Origin of the sequence: Streptomyces sp. NPDC015346 (genome assembly GCF_043078785.1) — a bacterium.
GTDB lineage: Bacteria > Actinomycetota > Actinomycetes > Streptomycetales > Streptomycetaceae > Streptomyces.
The window spans coordinates 318,090-334,488 of the sequence record NZ_JBIBTW010000008.1 but is presented as its reverse complement, the minus strand read 5'-3'; the positions used below and the strand labels follow the sequence as shown (position 1 = coordinate 334,488).

The 16,399-nt window shown below is 72.4% G+C and carries 9 protein-coding genes; 8 read left to right on the top strand and 1 reads right to left on the bottom strand.

Going from position 1 to position 16,399, the window contains the following annotated elements:
* Positions 1–11 precede the first annotated feature (11 nt).
* Positions 12–2,360 carry an alpha-xylosidase gene (yicI, locus tag ACF06X_RS28155; RefSeq protein WP_392290088.1) on the top strand — a complete coding sequence of 783 codons (2,349 nt, stop codon included), beginning with the start codon at positions 12–14 and terminating at the stop codon, positions 2,358–2,360.
* Positions 2,361–2,422: 62 nt separating this feature from the next.
* Positions 2,423–2,557 (top strand): hypothetical protein, encoded by a 135-nt coding sequence (locus ACF06X_RS28150; RefSeq protein ID WP_392290087.1) that lies wholly within the window; start codon positions 2,423–2,425, stop codon positions 2,555–2,557.
* On the opposite strand, the gene ACF06X_RS28145 is transcribed toward ACF06X_RS28150, so the two are convergent.
* Positions 2,547–5,480, bottom strand: a complete 2,934-nt coding sequence (locus ACF06X_RS28145) for a glycoside hydrolase family 3 C-terminal domain-containing protein (protein ID WP_392290086.1) — start codon at positions 5,478–5,480, stop codon at positions 2,547–2,549. The two genes, ACF06X_RS28150 and ACF06X_RS28145, sit on opposite strands and share 11 nt — an antisense overlap.
* Positions 5,481–5,848: 368 nt before the next feature.
* On the opposite strand from ACF06X_RS28145, the gene ACF06X_RS28140 reads away from it, so the two are divergent.
* From ACF06X_RS28140 to ACF06X_RS28115, 6 genes are all read left to right on the top strand, one after another.
* Positions 5,849–7,558 carry a Tat pathway signal sequence domain protein gene (locus tag ACF06X_RS28140; RefSeq protein WP_392290085.1) on the top strand — a complete coding sequence of 570 codons (1,710 nt, stop codon included), beginning with the start codon at positions 5,849–5,851 and terminating at the stop codon, positions 7,556–7,558.
* 2 nt (positions 7,559–7,560) lie between these two features.
* The gene (locus ACF06X_RS28135) at positions 7,561–8,580 is read left to right on the top strand and encodes an ABC transporter permease (RefSeq protein WP_392290084.1); all 1,020 of its coding nucleotides are present in this window, start codon (positions 7,561–7,563) and stop codon (positions 8,578–8,580) included.
* Positions 8,577–9,524, top strand: coding sequence for a carbohydrate ABC transporter permease (locus ACF06X_RS28130; protein ID WP_392290083.1), 948 nt, complete (start codon positions 8,577–8,579; stop codon positions 9,522–9,524). The genes ACF06X_RS28135 and ACF06X_RS28130 overlap by 4 nt, the downstream gene beginning before the upstream one ends.
* 70 nt (positions 9,525–9,594) lie before the next feature.
* On the top strand, positions 9,595–11,874 hold the full coding sequence (locus tag ACF06X_RS28125) for a 1,4-beta-glucanase (RefSeq protein WP_392290082.1): 2,280 nt from the start codon (positions 9,595–9,597) through the stop codon (positions 11,872–11,874).
* Positions 11,874–13,892, top strand: a complete 2,019-nt coding sequence (locus ACF06X_RS28120) for a beta-galactosidase (protein ID WP_392290081.1) — start codon at positions 11,874–11,876, stop codon at positions 13,890–13,892. The genes ACF06X_RS28125 and ACF06X_RS28120 overlap by 1 nt, the downstream gene beginning before the upstream one ends.
* Positions 13,893–13,903: 11 nt before the next feature.
* On the top strand, positions 13,904–16,372 hold the full coding sequence (locus ACF06X_RS28115; RefSeq protein ID WP_392290080.1) for a glycoside hydrolase N-terminal domain-containing protein: 2,469 nt from the start codon (positions 13,904–13,906) through the stop codon (positions 16,370–16,372).
* The last annotated feature ends 27 nt before the right edge of the window (positions 16,373–16,399 follow it).

Below are 16,399 nucleotides of genomic sequence, written 5' to 3'. Positions count from 1 at the left end.
CCGAGGACACGATGAAGTTCACCGACGGCTTCTGGCTGATGCGCGACGGCGTTCACGCCTCGTACGCCACCGAAGTACGCGATCTGCACCTGAGCGCGGACCACTTCACCGCGTACGCCTCTGTGAAACGGGTCGAGACGCGCGGCGACACTCTCAACTCCGCGCTGATCACGGTGGAGTGCTTCTCCCCGGCCGAGGGCGTGATCGGCGTCCGCCTCACGCACCACGCCGGAAAGGCCCATCGGGGCCCGGACTTCGTACTGCCCGGGGACGGCTCGGGGACCGGTCCGGGTCCCGGCCCCGGCTCCGGTCCCGGTCACGGCCCCGGTCACGGCAACGGGTCCGGCTCCGGTCCCGGCAACGGGTCCGCGCCCGCGCCCGCGACCGCGGCGGTACGACGGGAGGGCACCCTCACCGAGCTGTCCAGCGGTCCACTCACCCTGCGTCTGGACCGCGCCGCGCCCTGGGCGCTGGAGTTCCTCGACGCCGACGGCCGCTCCCTGACCACAGCCGGACGCAAGGGCACCGCCTTCGTCACCACCGGCGACGGCGCCCACCACATGCTGGCCCAACTCGCCCTCGGCGTCGGCGAGAACATCTACGGGCTCGGCGAACGTTTCACCCCGTTCGTCAAGAACGGTCAGGTCGTGGACATGTGGCAGGCCGACGGCGGCACCAGCAGCGAACAGGCCTACAAGAACGTCCCGTTCTATCTCTCCTCGCGCGGCTACGGTGTCTTCGTCAACCACCCCGGCAAGGTCTCCTTCGAGATCGGCTCCGAGTCCGTCGGCCAGGTCCAGTTCAGCGTCGAGGACCAGTCGCTGGAGTACTACGTCGTCGCCGGGCCGACGCCCAAGGACGTGCTCTCCCGCTACACGGCCCTCACCGGCCGCCCGGCGCTGCCCCCGGCCTGGTCGTTCGGACTGTGGCTGACCACCTCCTTCACCACGCCCTACGACGAGGCCACCGTCACCTCCTTCGTCGACGGCATGGCCGAGCGGAACATCCCGCTCTCCGTCTTCCACTTCGACTGCTTCTGGATGCGCGAATACCAGTGGTCCGACTTCCAGTGGGACCCGGAGACCTTCCCGGACCCGGCCGGCATGATCGCCCGCCTCAAGGAGCGCGGCCTGCGGGTCAGCATGTGGATCAACCCGTACATCGCCCAGAAGTCCACCCTCTTCGCCGAGGGCATGGCGAGCGGCTACCTGGTGAAGCGGCCGAACGGCGACGTCTGGCAGTGGGACCTGTGGCAGCCCGGCATGGCGCTCGTCGACTTCACCAATCCGGCGGCCCGCACCTGGTACCAGGAACGCCTCCAGCCGCTGCTCGCGCAGGGCGTCGACTGCTTCAAGACGGACTTCGGCGAGCGGGTCCCCACCGACGTGGTCTGGCACGACGGCTCCGACCCGGAGCGGATGCACAACTACTACACCCACCTCTACAACCAGACCGTCTTCGAGCTCCTGGAGAAGGAGCGGGGCACGGGAGAGGCCGTCCTCTTCGCCCGCTCGGCGACGGCGGGCGGACAGCAGTTCCCGGTGCACTGGGGCGGCGACTGCTGGGCCTCGTTCGAGGCCATGGCGGAGTCGCTGCGCGGCGGGCTCTCGCTGTCCTTGAGCGGCTTCGGCTTCTGGAGCCACGACATCGGAGGCTTCGAGGGCACCCCCGACCCGGCCGTCTTCAAGCGCTGGCTGGCCTTCGGCCTGCTCTCCTCGCACAGCCGGCTGCACGGCAACGAGTCCTATCGCGTCCCGTGGGAGTTCGGCGCTGAGGCGGTCGACGTGGCGCGACGCTTCACCGAGCTCAAGAACCGGCTGATGCCCTACCTGTACGGCGTCGCCGTCGAGGCCCACCGTACGGGCGTTCCCGCCATGCGCCCCATGCTGCTGGAGTTCCCCGGCGACCCGGCCTGCCGGACCCTCGACCGGCAGTACATGCTCGGCCCCGACCTGCTCGTCGCCCCCGTCTTCACCGCCGACGGCGAGGTGGAGGTGTACCTCCCGGCGGGGGAGTGGACGCACCTGCTCACCGGCGAGACCGTCCACGGCCCGGCCTGGCGCCGCGAGGTCCACGGCTTCGACAGTCTGCCCCTGTACGTCCGCCCCGGCGCCGTCCTCCCGTTGGGCTCGGACGACCGACGCCCCGACGGGGACTGGCTCGACGGCCTCACCCTGCTCGTGGCCCCGGGCGGCGCGGACGACCGCCGGGTCACGATCCCGGACCACCACGGCGCCCCGGCAGCCACCTACCGCGTCACCCGCTCCCCGGACGACACCGTCCGGGCCACCACGGCCGACACCACCCGCCCCTTCGAACTCCGCGTCCTGGGCGGCGGCACGCCCCGGCCCACCGCCTGACACCGGCCGGCCACGACCCTGCCCGCCCTGGGGGCGGCAGGGTCTTCGTGCCGTCCGAGGAGATGGATGAGGAGCTGGACGAGGAACTGGCCGGGGAACTGGCCGAGGAAGTGTTCGAAGACATGACGGGGCCCGGCACCGGAAGGCGTCGGTGCCGGGCCCCGCTGGTCGACTTCGGCCGGACCCTCAGCCGGTGAAGTCGACCCGCGCGAGGCGAACCCGCCCGCGCAGCCTGATGTGCAGATCCCCGACGCCCCGCGCCAGGATCCCGGCACCGAGCGTGGTGTAGTCGTACCGGCCGCCGGTCGGCGGGACGTCGATCCCGGCGAGCACGGTGCGCCCGTCGAGCGACAGCTCGACACGGCCAGCTCCCGCGACCTCCACCGCCACTTCGGTCGCTCCGTCCACGAAGTCGCACCGCCTGAATACGAGTTGACCCTCGGTTCCCGCCCCGGCGGGCGTCACCGAGTCGCCCGACACCTTCGTCCGGTCGACGATCTCCGTGCCTGTCTGCTCGTCGTAGTCGACGGCGGCGAGACCGTCCTCCAGGACGGCGCGCGGCCCGGGCCGTACGCCGTCGAGCTCGACCGTGACCGACCGCCGCAGGTCCGCGCTGGACGCCCCGACCTGGATCTCGTATGCCCCCGGCTCCACCGTCCACCGCCCGTGCGCCACGTCCCAGAAGCCGAGCGCCGCGCGCGGGACCTCGAACGCCAGCGTCTCGGAGGCACCCGCCGCCAGGTGCAGCCGCCGGTGGGCGAGCAGCTCCCGGTGCGGGCGCGGGACGGACGGAGCGAGCGCCCGCCCGTACAGCTGCGCCACCTCGTCCGAGGCGACGGCGCCCGTGTTGGTGACGGTGCACGCCACTCGTATCGTCTCCGCGTCGACCGTGGCGTGCAGGTCCTCGTACCCGAACGAGGTGTAGGACAGGCCGTGCCCGAACGGGAACAGCGGGGTTCCGTCGAAGTACAGATACGTCTGGCGGCTGCCGACGATGTCGTAGTCGAGGATGTCCGGCAGGTCGGCGTCGGAGGCGTACCAGGTCTGCGGCAGCCGACCGGCGGGGGAGACGTCACCGGCCAGGACCCTGGCCAGCGCCGTGCCCGCGGCCTGGCCGCCGTGCGTCGTCCAGAGCAGGGCCGGCAGCGCGGCGGCGGCTTCGGGAACGGCGTACGGGTAGGCAGAGACGAGCACGAGAGCGGTACGGGGGTTGGCGGCGTGGGCCGCCCGCCACAGCCGCTCCTGGTGGGCGGGGAGCGCGAGCGTCGTCCGGTCCTCGGTCTCACGCCCGCACAGGTGGGGGTCGTTGCCGGCCACCACCACGACCACGTCCGCCTCGGCGGCGGCCCGGGCGACCGCGCTCTCGCCCCGCTCGACGGTCTCGACCGTGAAGATCTCGGCCGATTCGCGGTCCGCGGCAACCTTCACGCCGTCGGCGGCGACACAGACGTACCCACCGGTCCCGATGTGCACGAGGAGGTGCCCCGCGTCATGGCCCGTCTCCCGCGCCTCGAACCGGAAGGCCTCCTGGACGACCCAGCCCCCCGGCTGGTCGGCCGAGGCCCGTACGCGGAGGTCGTCGGCGACCGAGAGATACCGGCCGTCCGGCGCGCGCAGCGTCAGCACACCGCCGCCCCAGTCGATCAGCGCGAACTCCGAGCCCTCGGCGTCCACGGTCAGCGGCGGAAGGTCGGTGCGCCCGGCGATGAGAGCCGGGTCCAACGACCCCTCGCCGCCCGGCTCTTCCAGCCCTTCCAGCTCTTCGGCGCCGCGCGTCTCGGGACCGGCCGTCTCGTCGCCGGGCCTCTCGTCCCGGGCGTGGTTCTCCGGCACGCGCAGCCAGGCCCCGGAGGCGGTCCTCAGCCGCACCCGGTCCACGCCCTCCGCGAAGACGACCTGGTCGGCGCCGAACCGTTCGCGCAGCCCGTCCAGCGGGGTCGAGCGGTGGAGCAGGCTCCCGCTGTACCAGTCGAGCTTGCACGCGTCGCCGAGCAGCCCGACCACCGCGACGCGGCGGCCCGGGCGCAGCGGCAGCAGCGGCGGCTCCCCGTCCTCGGCCGGACCGTTCTTGAGCAGGACGACGGCCTGTTCCGCGACGTCTTGGGCCAGCGCCCGGTGGGCGGGCGTGTCGAAGTCCCGTTCGTCGGCGTGCGGGTCGAGGCCGGGATCGAACTCGCCCAGGGCGAAGCGCACCGCCAGTTGGCGGCGGACGGCGGTGTCGATGTCGCCCTGTCCGATCAGCCCGCGCTCCAGGGCGCCGCGCAGCCGCGCCACGATCGCCGTGCTGTCGGTGCCGTGGTCCGTGAACGAGTCCACGCCGGCGCGCAGCGCGGCGGCCGTCGCCTCCTCGTGGGTGTCGAAGTACTTCTCGGAGTCGACGAGGTTGGAGGGCGCCCCCGCGTCGGAGCAGACCAGCAGCTCCTGCTCCGTCCAGCCGCGCAGGTGCTCACGCAGATACGGGGAGAGATGGTTGGGGCGGCCGTTGACCAGGTTGTAGGCGGGCATCACCCCGGCCACCGCGCCGGCCTCGACGGCGCCGCGGAAGGCCCGCAGGTCGTACTCGTGCAGGACGCGCGGGCGGACCGATGCGGACGAGGTGTCCCGGTCCGTCTCGTTGTTGTGGGCGAGCCAGTGCTTGAGGACGGGCGCCGTCCGCCAGTACGTCGGGTGGTCGCCGCGCAGCCCGCGGGTGTACGCGACGGCGAGGGCGGAGGTCAGGCCCGGGTCCTCCGAGTAGCCCTCCTCGCCCCGGCCCCACAGCGGGTGGCGCAGCAGGTTCACCGTCGGCGCCCAGACGTTGAGACCGACCCGGTCGTCCTTGGCGCGCATCGCGCGGGCCTCGCGGGAGACGGCCTCGCCGACCCGGCGCACCAGGTCCGGGTTCCAGGTGGCGCCGAAGCCGACGGCTTGCGGGAACACGGTGGCCGGGCCCATCCACGCGACGCCGTGCAGCGCCTCCTGACCCGTGCGGAAGGCCGCGAGGCCGAGGCGGGGCACCGCAGGGGCGAACTGGTGCAGCATCGCGATCCGCTCGTCGGGCGTCAGCCGCTCGAGCAGGTCGTCGACGCGCCGGCCGACGGGCAACGCCGGGTCACGGAAGGGTGGCCGTTCTGCGGTCACGTGCGAATCCCTAGGCAGAGGAGGGCGAATGGTCGTGCCTTGTGTGGCCGGACCACTTATTCGAAGCGCTTCGATGCTCTGCCTCGACAGAGAGAGTGTCAAGGAGTGCGGCGAGATCTCCTCGCCTCATCGCCCGTATTCAAAGGCCCCCGCAAGGCGTCGTGTTGGCCGAGGAAACTTGGCGGCGACTCTTGCCGGGCCGGTGACGTTCACTTAACCTCGCAGCAACATCGAAGCGCTTCGACAAGGGATTGCGTCGACAGCGCCGCGGGCCGCCGTGCCTTCCGGCCCGCTCCGCCTCACACATCGCAGCCGACCGGCGGCCCGCTTCCGCCGGATGTCCTGGCGCGCCACGAAGGGTTGACGCAATGACGCCGAACGCCGTCACCACGGGTTCCCCGAGCTCCTCCGCGAGCTCCTCCCCGAGCCGGAGAGGCTTTCTGGGGTCCACCGCCGTCGCCGCGGTCGCCGTGGCCGGCGGAATGCCGCTGCTCGCTGCCTGCGGCGGCGGGGAGGCCACGAAGAAGGACGGCACCACCAGCGGCAAGGACGCGCGGAAGATCCTCCCCGCCTATGTGGCGCGTAACGTCGTCGCCCCGGACATCGCTCCCAAGAACGGCTCCGCGGCCGGCTTCTACCGGCCCATCGCCAAGGACAAGCTGGTCGCCTCCGTGGCCGCCAAGCGCGGCAAGGGCAGCACCATCCGCGTCATGGCACCGCTCTGGGGCACCCCGCCGGCCAACGACAACCCGTACTACACGGCCATGAACGAGGCCATCGGCGTCAAGACTCTCTGGCAGAACCAGGACGGCAACGTCTACGACCAGAAACTCGGCGCCGTCCTCGCCTCCAGCGACATCCCCGAACTGGTCGTCGTGCCCGGCTGGAACCTCGGCGGCAAGATCCCGAGCGCCATCAGCGCCAAGTTCGAGGACCTCGGCCCCTACCTCTCCGGCGACAAGGTCAAGGCGTACCCGAACCTCGCCGCCATCCCCACCGACGCCTGGCAGCGCTCCATCTTCGGCGGCAGGCTGCGCGGCATCCCGATGCCCGCCTCGTACGTCACCAACATCGCCCCCTTCTACCGCAAGGACGTCTTCGAGCAGAAGGGCTGGCGGCTCCCCACGAGCGCGGACGAATTCCTCGCCCTGGCCAAGGAGATGACCAGCGCCAAGGCCAAGGTGTGGGCCTGCGACGACATGACGTGGACCGCGTTCAACATGTTCGGCGTCCTCTCCGGCAGCGACAAGGCGCTCGGCTGGCACCTGACCGGCGGCAAGCTGATCAACCGGATCGAGACCCAGGAGTACCTGGAAGCGCTCGAATGGACCCGCAAGCTCTTCGACGCGGGCGTCGTCCACCCCGACGCCCGGGCACAGAACCAGGGCGACGCCGGCAACCGGTTCACCTCCGGTCAGGTCCTCGTCTACAACAACGACCTCTCCCATTGGTACGCCAAGACCGTCGAACAGGCCGCCCAGAACCCGAAATTCGCCATCGCCGCCATGGACATCCCCGGCCACGCGGGCGGCGACCCGAAGCTCTGGGCCACCCAGCCCGCCAACATCTGGGCCTTCGTCAAGAAGGGCAGCCCCCGGGCGGTCGTCGAGGACGTCCTCGCCATCGCCGACTTCACCGCCGCGCCGTACGGCACCAAGGAGCGGATGCTCACCGACTACGGCGTCGAGGGCGTCGACCACACCGTCAAGAACGGCCTCCCGATCAAGACCGACCAGGGCAACAACGAAGTCAACAGCTCCTGGCTCTTCCTCGGCAACCCCGCCCCCTACGTCGCCCACCCCGACGCCCCCGAGGTCACCCGGGCCATGGTCGAATGGCAGCAGCGCATGGGCGCCTTCACCGCGAAGTCCTCCTTCTACGGGATGACCGTCACCGAACCCTCGCAGTGGACCGGCCTCATGAACGACTTCGAGCAGCTGGAGAAGGACATCGTCCGCGGCCGCAAGAAGGTCTCCGACATGCAGCAGGCCGTCTCGGAGTGGAAGAGCAAGGGCGGCGACCAGCTGCGCGACTGGTACAAGAAGCTGCTCGACTCCAACGGGCCTGCGGCGAGCTGACCGTGGCCACGCTCAACCCCCACCGGCCGGCCCGGGGGCCGCGGCAGGGCCGCCCCGCGCCGGGCGCCGCCGCGCCCGTGCCCCGGCCGTCGGCGAAGGTCCCGCTCCGCCGCCGGCTCAAGCGGGACCGGACCCTGCTCCTCATGACGGTCCCCGCGCTCCTGCTGGTCCTGGTCTTCAACTACATACCGATCCTCGGCAATGTGATCGCCTTCCAGGACTACGACCCGTATGTCTCCACCAACGGCGTCACCGCCATGCTGGAGAGCCCCTGGGTCGGTCTCGCCCAGTTCGAGCGGGTCTTCTCCGACCCCTCGTTCTGGCACGCCGTGGAGAACACCTTCGTCCTCTTCCTCCTCCAGCTCGTCCTCTACTTCCCCGTGCCGATCGCCCTCGCGCTCCTCATCAACAGCGTGCTGCGGCCCAAGGTGCGGGCGATCGTCCAGGCCGTGCTCTACCTGCCGCACTTCTTCTCCTGGGTCCTGGTCGTCACCGTCTTCCAGCAGATCCTCGGCGGCGCCGGCATCATCGCGCAGACCCTGCGGCAGCACGGCCACGAGGGCTTCGACCTCATGACCGACCCGGAGATCTTCAAATACCTGGTCACGGCCGAGGGCATCTGGAAGGACGCGGGCTGGGGCATCATCGTCTTCCTCGCGGCCCTCGCCGCCGTCAACCAGGACCTGTACGAGGCCGCGGCGATGGACGGCGCCGACCGGTGGCGCCGGATGTGGCACATCACGCTGCCCGCGCTGCGCCCGATCATCGCGCTGCTCCTCGTCCTGCGCGTCGGGGACGCGCTCACCGTCGGCTTCGAACAGCTGCTGCTGCAGCGCGATGCCGTCGGTCCCGGCGCGGCGGAGGTCCTCGACACCTTCGTCTGGTGGACGGGTCTGCGCAGCCAGGACTTCAGCTACGCGGCCGCCGCCGGACTGATCAAGGGAGTCGTCGGCCTCGTGCTCGTGCTCTCGGCGAACAAGGCGGCCCATCTCATGGGCGAGCAGGGGGTGTACCGGAAATGACCGCGACGACGACCGGACCGGACCGGTCGCGGACGGCGGCGCGCGGCCGCTGGACCGCCCCCGCCCGACCCGTCTGGGAGGAACCCCCCACCCGCGCCGGCCTCACCGCCAAGGGCGCCGTCCTGGCCCTGGCCTGCCTCGCCGTCCTCGTCCCGCTCTGGATCGTGGTCGTCACCAGCCTCTCCTCCAAGCGGACGATCACGGAGGCCGGTGGACTGGTCGTCGTCCCGAAGGACATCACCTTCATCGCCTACCAGGAGCTTCTCAGCGGCGGTCAGGTGACCCGGGCGGCGCTCGTCAGCGTCGGAGTGACGGTGACCGGCACCCTCTTCTCGATGACCGTCTCGATCCTGTGCGCCTACGGTCTCTCCCGGCCGGGCTCCCTCGGGCACCGCGCCATCCTGCTGACGCTGATGGCCACCATGTTCTTCGGCGCCGGACTGATCCCGACCTACCTGCTCGTGCAGACGCTCGGCCTGACCGACACCTATCTCGCGCTGATCCTGCCGAGCGCCGTGAGCGTCTTCAACATCCTGGTCCTGCGCGGCTTCTTCATGGGCGTGTCGCCCGAACTCATCGACAGCGCCCGCATCGACGGCGCCGGCGACCTGCGCATCCTCTGGCAGATCGTGATGCCGCTCTCCCGCGCGGTGGTCGCCGTCATCACCCTCTTCTACGCGGTCGGGTACTGGAGCGCCTGGTTCAACGCATCCATCTACCTCAGCGACCAGAAGATGATGCCGCTCCAGAACGTCCTCATCCAGCTCGTGCAGAAGCAGGAGATCCCGGTGGGGCTCGGCCAGGCCGTCAAGGCCGGACCGCTGTCCGGGATCGCCGTCCAGATGGCCGTGATGGTGCTGGCCCTGCTGCCGGTCGCGGTCTTCTCCCCCTTCGTCCAGAAGCACTTCAAGAAGGGCATGCTTACCGGCGCGGTCAAGGGCTGACCCCCACCCCTCCGCCCCGCCCTTCCGCCCCCGCGCACCCCCTTGCCCCCCGTCGAGCGTGAGGTCCGTCATGCCCCAGTCCCCGCCCCCGCCCCCGCCCCCGCCCCTGCCGTCCCGGCGCGCCGTCCTCGCCGGAGCCGCCGCCGCGGCCACCGCCCTCCCCGTCCTGCCGGGCACCGGCACGGCACACGCCTCGGCACACGCCTCGGCCCTGGCAGGCGCCCCCGCCCCGGCGGGCGCCGCGTCCCCGCAGGGCGGCGCGGACACGCCGTACCGCTGGCGCACCGCGGTCATCGGCGGCACCGGCTTCATCACCGGTGTCCTCTTCCACCCCACCGTCCGCGGCCTCGCCTACGCCCGCACCGACATCGGCGGCGCCTACCGCTGGGACGCCCGCTCCGCCCGCTGGACCCCGCTCACCGACCACCTCGGCTGGGACGACTGGAACCTCCTCGGCGTGGAGGCCCTCGCCGTCGACCCGTCCCATCCCGACCGCCTCTACCTGGCCCTGGGCACCTACAGTCAGCCCTGGGCGGGCAACGGCGCCGTCCTGCGCTCCGAGGACCGCGGCTCGACCTGGTCCCGCACCGACCTCACCGTCAAGCTCGGTGCCAACGAGGACGGCCGCGGCACGGGCGAACGCCTCCTCGTCGACCCCCGCGACAGCGACACCCTCTGGCTCGGCACCCGCCACGACGGCCTGCTGAAGTCCACCGACCGCGGCGCCACCTGGGCAACCGCGACCGGCTTCCCCGGCCCGCCCACCGCGAACGGACAGGGCGTCACCTTCCTCACCGCCGCCGGCCGCACGCTCTATGCCGGCTGGGGCGACGGCGGCGCGACCCTGCTGCGCTCCACGGCCACCGGCTGGGAACCCGTTCCCGGACACCCCACAGGACCCGCCGCCAAGGTCCCGGTCCGGGCGGCGTACGACGCCTGCGCCCACGAGCTGTACGTCACCTACGCCGACGCGCCCGGGCCCAACGGCCAGTCCACCGGCTCGGTCCACAAGCTGCACACCGTCACCGGCCGCTGGACCGAGGTCACGCCCGTCCGCCCCGGCGGCACGACGGCCGACGGCTCCGCAGACACCTTCGGCTACGGCGGCGTCGCCGTCGACGCCCGCCGTCCCGGCACCGTCGTGGTCTCCACCAACAACCGCTGGGCCGACGTCGACACGCTCTTCCGCTCCACCGACGGCGGCGCGACCTGGACCTCGCTCAAGAACACCGCTGCCTTCGACGTATCGGAGACCCCCTTCCTGAAGTGGGGCGAGAAACACCCCAAGTTCGGCTGGTGGATCCAGGCGCTCGCCCTGGACCCCTTCGACGCGAAGCATCTGCTCTACGGCACCGGCGCGACCCTCTACGCGACCCGCGACCTCACCCACTGGGCCCCGCGCGTGCGCGGCCTGGAGGAGTCCGCCGTGCGCCAGCTGATCTCGCCACCGGTCGGGACGGCACATCTGATCAGCGGGCTCGGCGACGTCGGCGTCATGTACCACGACAGCCTCACGGCGTCCCCCTCCCGCGGCATGGCCACGCGTCCCGTGTTCGGGTCGGCGACCGGGCTCGCGCAGGCCGCGCTGCGGCCCGGCCATGTCGTCCGCACCGGCTGGGGCGACCACGGAAACGGCGCGTACTCCACCGACGGGGGCCGGACCTGGGCGCCCTTCTCCGCCCAGCCCCCCATCGCCAAGGACGCACCGGGACCGATCGCCCTCGGCGCCGACGCCACGGCCATGCTCTGGTCCTTCGTGCACTGGGACGGCACCAGGCACGCCACGCACCGCTCCACCGACAACGGTGCGACCTGGACCGAGATCTCCTCCTTCCCGAAGGGCGCCACGCCGGTCGCCGACCCGGCCGACCCGACGCTCTTCTACGCGTACGACACCGACACAGGAACCGTATACGTGAGCACTGACAGTGGCGCCTCGTTCACCGTCGGTGCGACCGGGCTGCCCGCCGGGGACAGCCAGTTCCGCATCGCCGCCGCCCCCGGGCGCCGCGGTGACCTGTGGCTCTCCGCCAAGGGGAACGGTCTCCACCGCTCCACCGACGCCGGCCGCACCTTCGCCAAGACGGCCGGCTGCCGCGCCTCGTACGCCCTCGGCTTCGGCCGGGCGGCCGCGCCGGGCGGCTACCCGGCGCTCTACCAGACCGGGGCGACGGCGGACTTCGTCGGCGTGTACCGCTCGGACGACGAGGGCGCGAGCTGGACCCGTATCAACGACGACGCCCACCAGTGGGGCTGGACCGGCGAAGTGATCACCGGCGACCCGCGCGTGTACGGCCGTGTCTACCTCGGCACCAACGGCCGGGGCATCCAGTACGGAGACATCGCCTGATGCCCGGCCTCGACGACCTGACCCGCCCCGAAGACGGAGGCCCGGCCCGGATCCTCTTCGGCGGCGACTACAACCCCGAACAGTGGCCGGAGGAGACCTGGCCCGAGGACGTCCGCCTCATGAAGGAGGCCGGCGTCAACTCGGTCACCCTCGGCGTCTTCTCCTGGGCCCGCATCGAACCGACCCCCGGGGCACGCGAGTTCGGCTGGCTCGACCGCCTCATGGACCTCATGCACGAGAACGGCATCGGCGTCGTCCTCGCCACGCCCACCTCCTCACCCCCGCCCTGGATGGGCCGTCTGCACCCCGAGACCCTGCCCCGCGACGAGAACGGCGCGACCGAATGGTGGGGTTCGCGCCAGCACTTCTCCCACTCCAGCGCCGTCTACCGGCGCTACGCCGCCGCCCTCACCGAGGACCTCGCCGCCCGCTACGCGAGCCACCCCGCCCTCACCATGTGGCACATCAACAACGAGTACTGCACCTACGACTGGGGAGACGAGGCGGCCCGCACCTTCCGCGACTGGCTGCGGCGAAGGTACGCGACCCTCGACGCACTCAACACCGCCTGGGGCACCGCTTTCTGGAGCCAGGCCTACGCCTCCTGGGACGAGATCCTCCCGCCCCGGCGCGCCCACTACATGAAGAACCCGACCCACGTGCTCGACTTCAAGCGCTACACCTCCGAGATGCTCCTGGAGTGCTACCGCGCCGAGCGGGACATCGTCCGCCGCCACACCCCGCACCTCCCCGTCACCACCAACTTCATGCCGTTCTGGACCGGCCAGGACGCCTGGACCTGGGCGAGGGAGGAGGACGTCGTCTCCGTCGACATCTACCCCGACCCGAAGGATCCGTACGGCGGCCAGTACAACGCCATGATCGGCGACATGACCCGCTCCCAGGCCGGCGGCGGCCCCTGGGTGGTGATGGAGCAGGCGGCCGGGCCCGTCAACTGGCGGGGTGTCAACCACCCCAAGCCGTACGGACTCAACCGCCTCTGGTCCCTGCAGTCCGTCGCCCGTGGCGCCGACGCCGTCTGCTACTTCCAGTGGCGCCAGTCCCGCCAGGGAGCGGAGAAGTTCCACTCCGGGATGGTCGGTCACGCCGGGGAGGAAGGCCGGGTCTTCCGCGAGGTCAAGGAGATCGGCCACGAACTCTCCCTCCTCGGCGAGCGCGTGGCGGGCCACCGGGTCACCGCCGACGTCGCCGTCCTGCACGACTGGAACTCCTGGTGGGCCGGCGAGCAGGACGGCCGGCTCTCCTCCCTCGTCGACTACCCCGAGATCGTCCGCGCCTGGCACCGCGCCCTGTGGGAGGCCCACACCACCGTCGACTTCGCGCACCCGGCGCACGACCTCTCCGCGTACCGGCTCGTCGTCGTCCCGCAGCTCTACCTCCTCGACGACACCGCGATCGAGAACCTGCTCGGCTACGTCCGCGCCGGAGGCACCCTGGTCTGCGGCTTCCTGACCGCGGTGGCGGACGAGGACGACCGCGTCCGCGAGGGCGGCATCGACCCGCGCCTGCGCGCGCTCCTCGGCATCGCGACCCTCCACGAGTGGTGGCCCCTGGACTCCGGCGAACGCGCCGACTGCGGCGACTTCCACGGCACCCTCTGGTCCGAGGAGCTGACGCCCGCGCCCGGAGCGGAGACCGTCGCCGCCTACTGGGGCGGCGAGCTCGACGGACTGCCCGCCGTGCTCCGCAACGGCCGCGCCTGGTACGTCTCCACCCTGCCCGATCCCCCGGCGCTGCGCGCCCTCCTCACCCGGATCGCCCATGAGGCGGGAGTACGGCCGGCCCTCGACCTCCTCCCGGGCGGCCTGCCCGAGGGCCTCCCCGACGGTGTCGAGGCCGTGCGCCGCGGGGGGCTCCTCTTCCTCCTCAACCACCACCGCGAGGAGACGACGGTACGGATCCCCGGCCGCCACCGCGACCTGCTCACCGGCGCCCTCGTCGAGTCCACGCTGCGCCTGGACCGCTACGGCGTGGCGGTGCTGGCGGAGCCGACATGAGCGGGGCCGGCATGGCTGAGGCCGACATGAGCGGGGCCGACATGACCGGGGCGGCGGCCGAGTCCGGCGCGGTCGACGGCACATGGGAGGCCTCGCCCGCCGGCCGCTGGGAGGACTGCCTCCTCAGCGGCAACGGCCGGCACGGGGCCACGGTCTTCGGCGACCCGGACGACGACCGGGTGATCATCACCCACCACACGCTCGTACGGCCCAACAACGCCGAGGAGGACACCCGGCCGCCGCGCCTCGCCGACCGCCTCTCCGGTCTCCAGGACCGCCTGCTGGCCGGCGACCTCACCGCGGCCGAGCGCTTCACCGACGGACGCCCGCTGCGCTGGGTCCGCCCCTTCCACCCCGGCTTCCAGACCCGGCTGCGGCGCGGCCAGGGAGAGGCGACATCCCCCTTCCGACGGGGCGTCGACTACACCACCGGAGTCGTGAGCGCCGACTGCGGCCGGCGGCGCAGCGAGGTCTTCGTCTCCCGCGCGGACGACGTCGTCGTCCAGTACGTGACGGGCCCGGGCCCCGAGGCCGAACTCCGTCTCGACCACCGGCTTCCCGGCGCCCCGCCGGACCTGGCGGTCGGGCGGGGCACGGCGCTCACCCCGGACGGCGCTCTCCTCACCCTCCGGGTGGGCTACCCCGGCAGCCCGCTCGGCTTCACGGGAGTCTCCCTGGCCGTCGCGGACGGAGGCCGTACGGAGATCACCCCGACGGGCGTACGGTTCCAGGGGGCGCGGGCCCTGCTCCTCCTGACCCGCGTCCGCCGTCACGAGGGCGAGACGGACCTCGCGACCGAGGCGGCCGCGCTGCGCACGCTCCTGACGGCCCCCGCGCTCGACGGCGAACCCCCCGTCACGGCCGGCCCCGCCCCGGCCACCGCGAGAGACGCCACGGCCGTCCCGGTCGGCCTCGCGGCCGGCGGACACTCCACCGCCGTCCCGGTCGGCCTCCCCGCCGACGGAGACTCCACCGCCGTCCCGGTCGCCGGCGCCGCCGCGACGGACCCCGCCGATCACGGAGACTCCACCGCCGTCCCGGTCGACCCCGCCGCCGTCCACGCCCGGCTGCTCGCCCGGCACATCGCCCTGCACCGCCCCGCGTACCAGCGCGTCACCCTCGACCTCGACGCCGATCCGGCCGAACGCGCACTTCCCGGCAGCGCGCTGCTGCGCCGCCCCCACAGCCCCGCCCTCCTGGAGCGGCTCTTCGCCGCCGGGCGCTACCACCTGCTCTCGGCCTCGGGGCTGTTCCCGCCCCGCCTCACCGGCCTGTGGACCGGCGACTGGAACACCGCCTGGTCCGGCGCCTTCACCACCGACGCCAACCTCAACCTCCAGACCGCCTCCGCCGTCGCCGCCGACCTCCCGGAGGTCACGGAGGCGCACGCGCGGCTCGTCCACGGCCAGTTGGCGGACTGGCGGGACAACGCCCGGAGCGTCTTCGGCGCCCGCGGCATCGTCGCCCCCGCCCACACGGACGGCGTCACAGGACACTCGTACCACTTCAGCCGCGCCTACCCCCTCCACCTCTGGACCGCCGGAGCCGACTGGCTCCTCGCGCCGCTCGTCGACCACGACGAGACCCGGGGCGCCCGCGACCCCCGCCTCGCCGCCGCACTGTGCGAACTCGCCGACTTCTACGAGGACTTCCTCACCAGGACCGGACCGGACGGCACGATCGCCGTCGTCCCCTCCTACTCGCCCGAGAACCGCCCCGCCAACGCGAGCTGGGGCGCGGTCAACGCGACGATGGACATCGCCGCCGCGCGCCACGCCCTGCTGACGGCTGCCGCCTACGACCCCGGCCCCGCCGCCGAACGCCGGCGCGCGCTCGCCCGCCGCCTTCCGCCGTACCGGATCAACGACGACGGCGCGCTCGCCGAATGGGCCTGGCCCGGCCTCGACGACGCCTACGACCACCGCCACCTCAGCCATCTCTACGCCGTCTGGCCGCTCGCCGAGATCAATCCGTACGACACCCCCACCCTGGCCGCCGCCGCCCACCGCGCCCTCGAACTGCGCGGCGCCGAGAACGACTCCGCGCACGGGCACATCCACCACGCCCTCGTCGCCGCCCGACTGCGCGACGCGCCCCGCGCGGAGGCGGCGCTGCACCGGGTCCTCGCGGGCGACTACTTCCACGCCTCACTGATGAGCTCCCACTACCCGGCCCGCGACGTCTACAACGCCGACGCCGCCCACGCGCTGCCCGCCCTGCTCATCGAGATGCTGGTGCAGTCGACACCCGAGCGGCTCGTCCTGCTGCCCGCGCCACCCGCCGCGTACCCGCGCGGCCGGCTCACCGGCATCCGCACACGGTTCGGCGCGCGGATCGACCTCAGCTGGGCGCCGGGAACGTACACCGTCGTCGTCCGCCCCACCCGCAGCCTCCGCGTCGACCTCCGAACGCCCACCGGATCGCGCCCGCTCGACCTACGCGCCGGTGACGACCGCGTGCTCACCCCCGAGCCCCGGTAGACCCCCACCCAGGGAAAGGCACCCCCC

What these genes read in the sequence shown, in the direction of transcription:
- yicI (WP_392290088.1), top strand. Translation starts at nt 12, where the DNA reads ATGAAGTTCACCGACGGCTTCTGGCTGATGCGCGACGGCGTTCACGCC.
- ACF06X_RS28150 (WP_392290087.1), top strand. Translation starts at nt 2,423, where the DNA reads ATGGATGAGGAGCTGGACGAGGAACTGGCCGGGGAACTGGCCGAGGAA.
- ACF06X_RS28140 (WP_392290085.1), top strand. Translation starts at nt 5,849, where the DNA reads ATGACGCCGAACGCCGTCACCACGGGTTCCCCGAGCTCCTCCGCGAGC.
- ACF06X_RS28130 (WP_392290083.1), top strand. Translation starts at nt 8,577, where the DNA reads ATGACCGCGACGACGACCGGACCGGACCGGTCGCGGACGGCGGCGCGC.
- ACF06X_RS28125 (WP_392290082.1), top strand. Translation starts at nt 9,595, where the DNA reads ATGCCCCAGTCCCCGCCCCCGCCCCCGCCCCCGCCCCTGCCGTCCCGG.
- ACF06X_RS28120 (WP_392290081.1), top strand. Translation starts at nt 11,874, where the DNA reads ATGCCCGGCCTCGACGACCTGACCCGCCCCGAAGACGGAGGCCCGGCC.
- ACF06X_RS28115 (WP_392290080.1), top strand. Translation starts at nt 13,904, where the DNA reads ATGGCTGAGGCCGACATGAGCGGGGCCGACATGACCGGGGCGGCGGCC.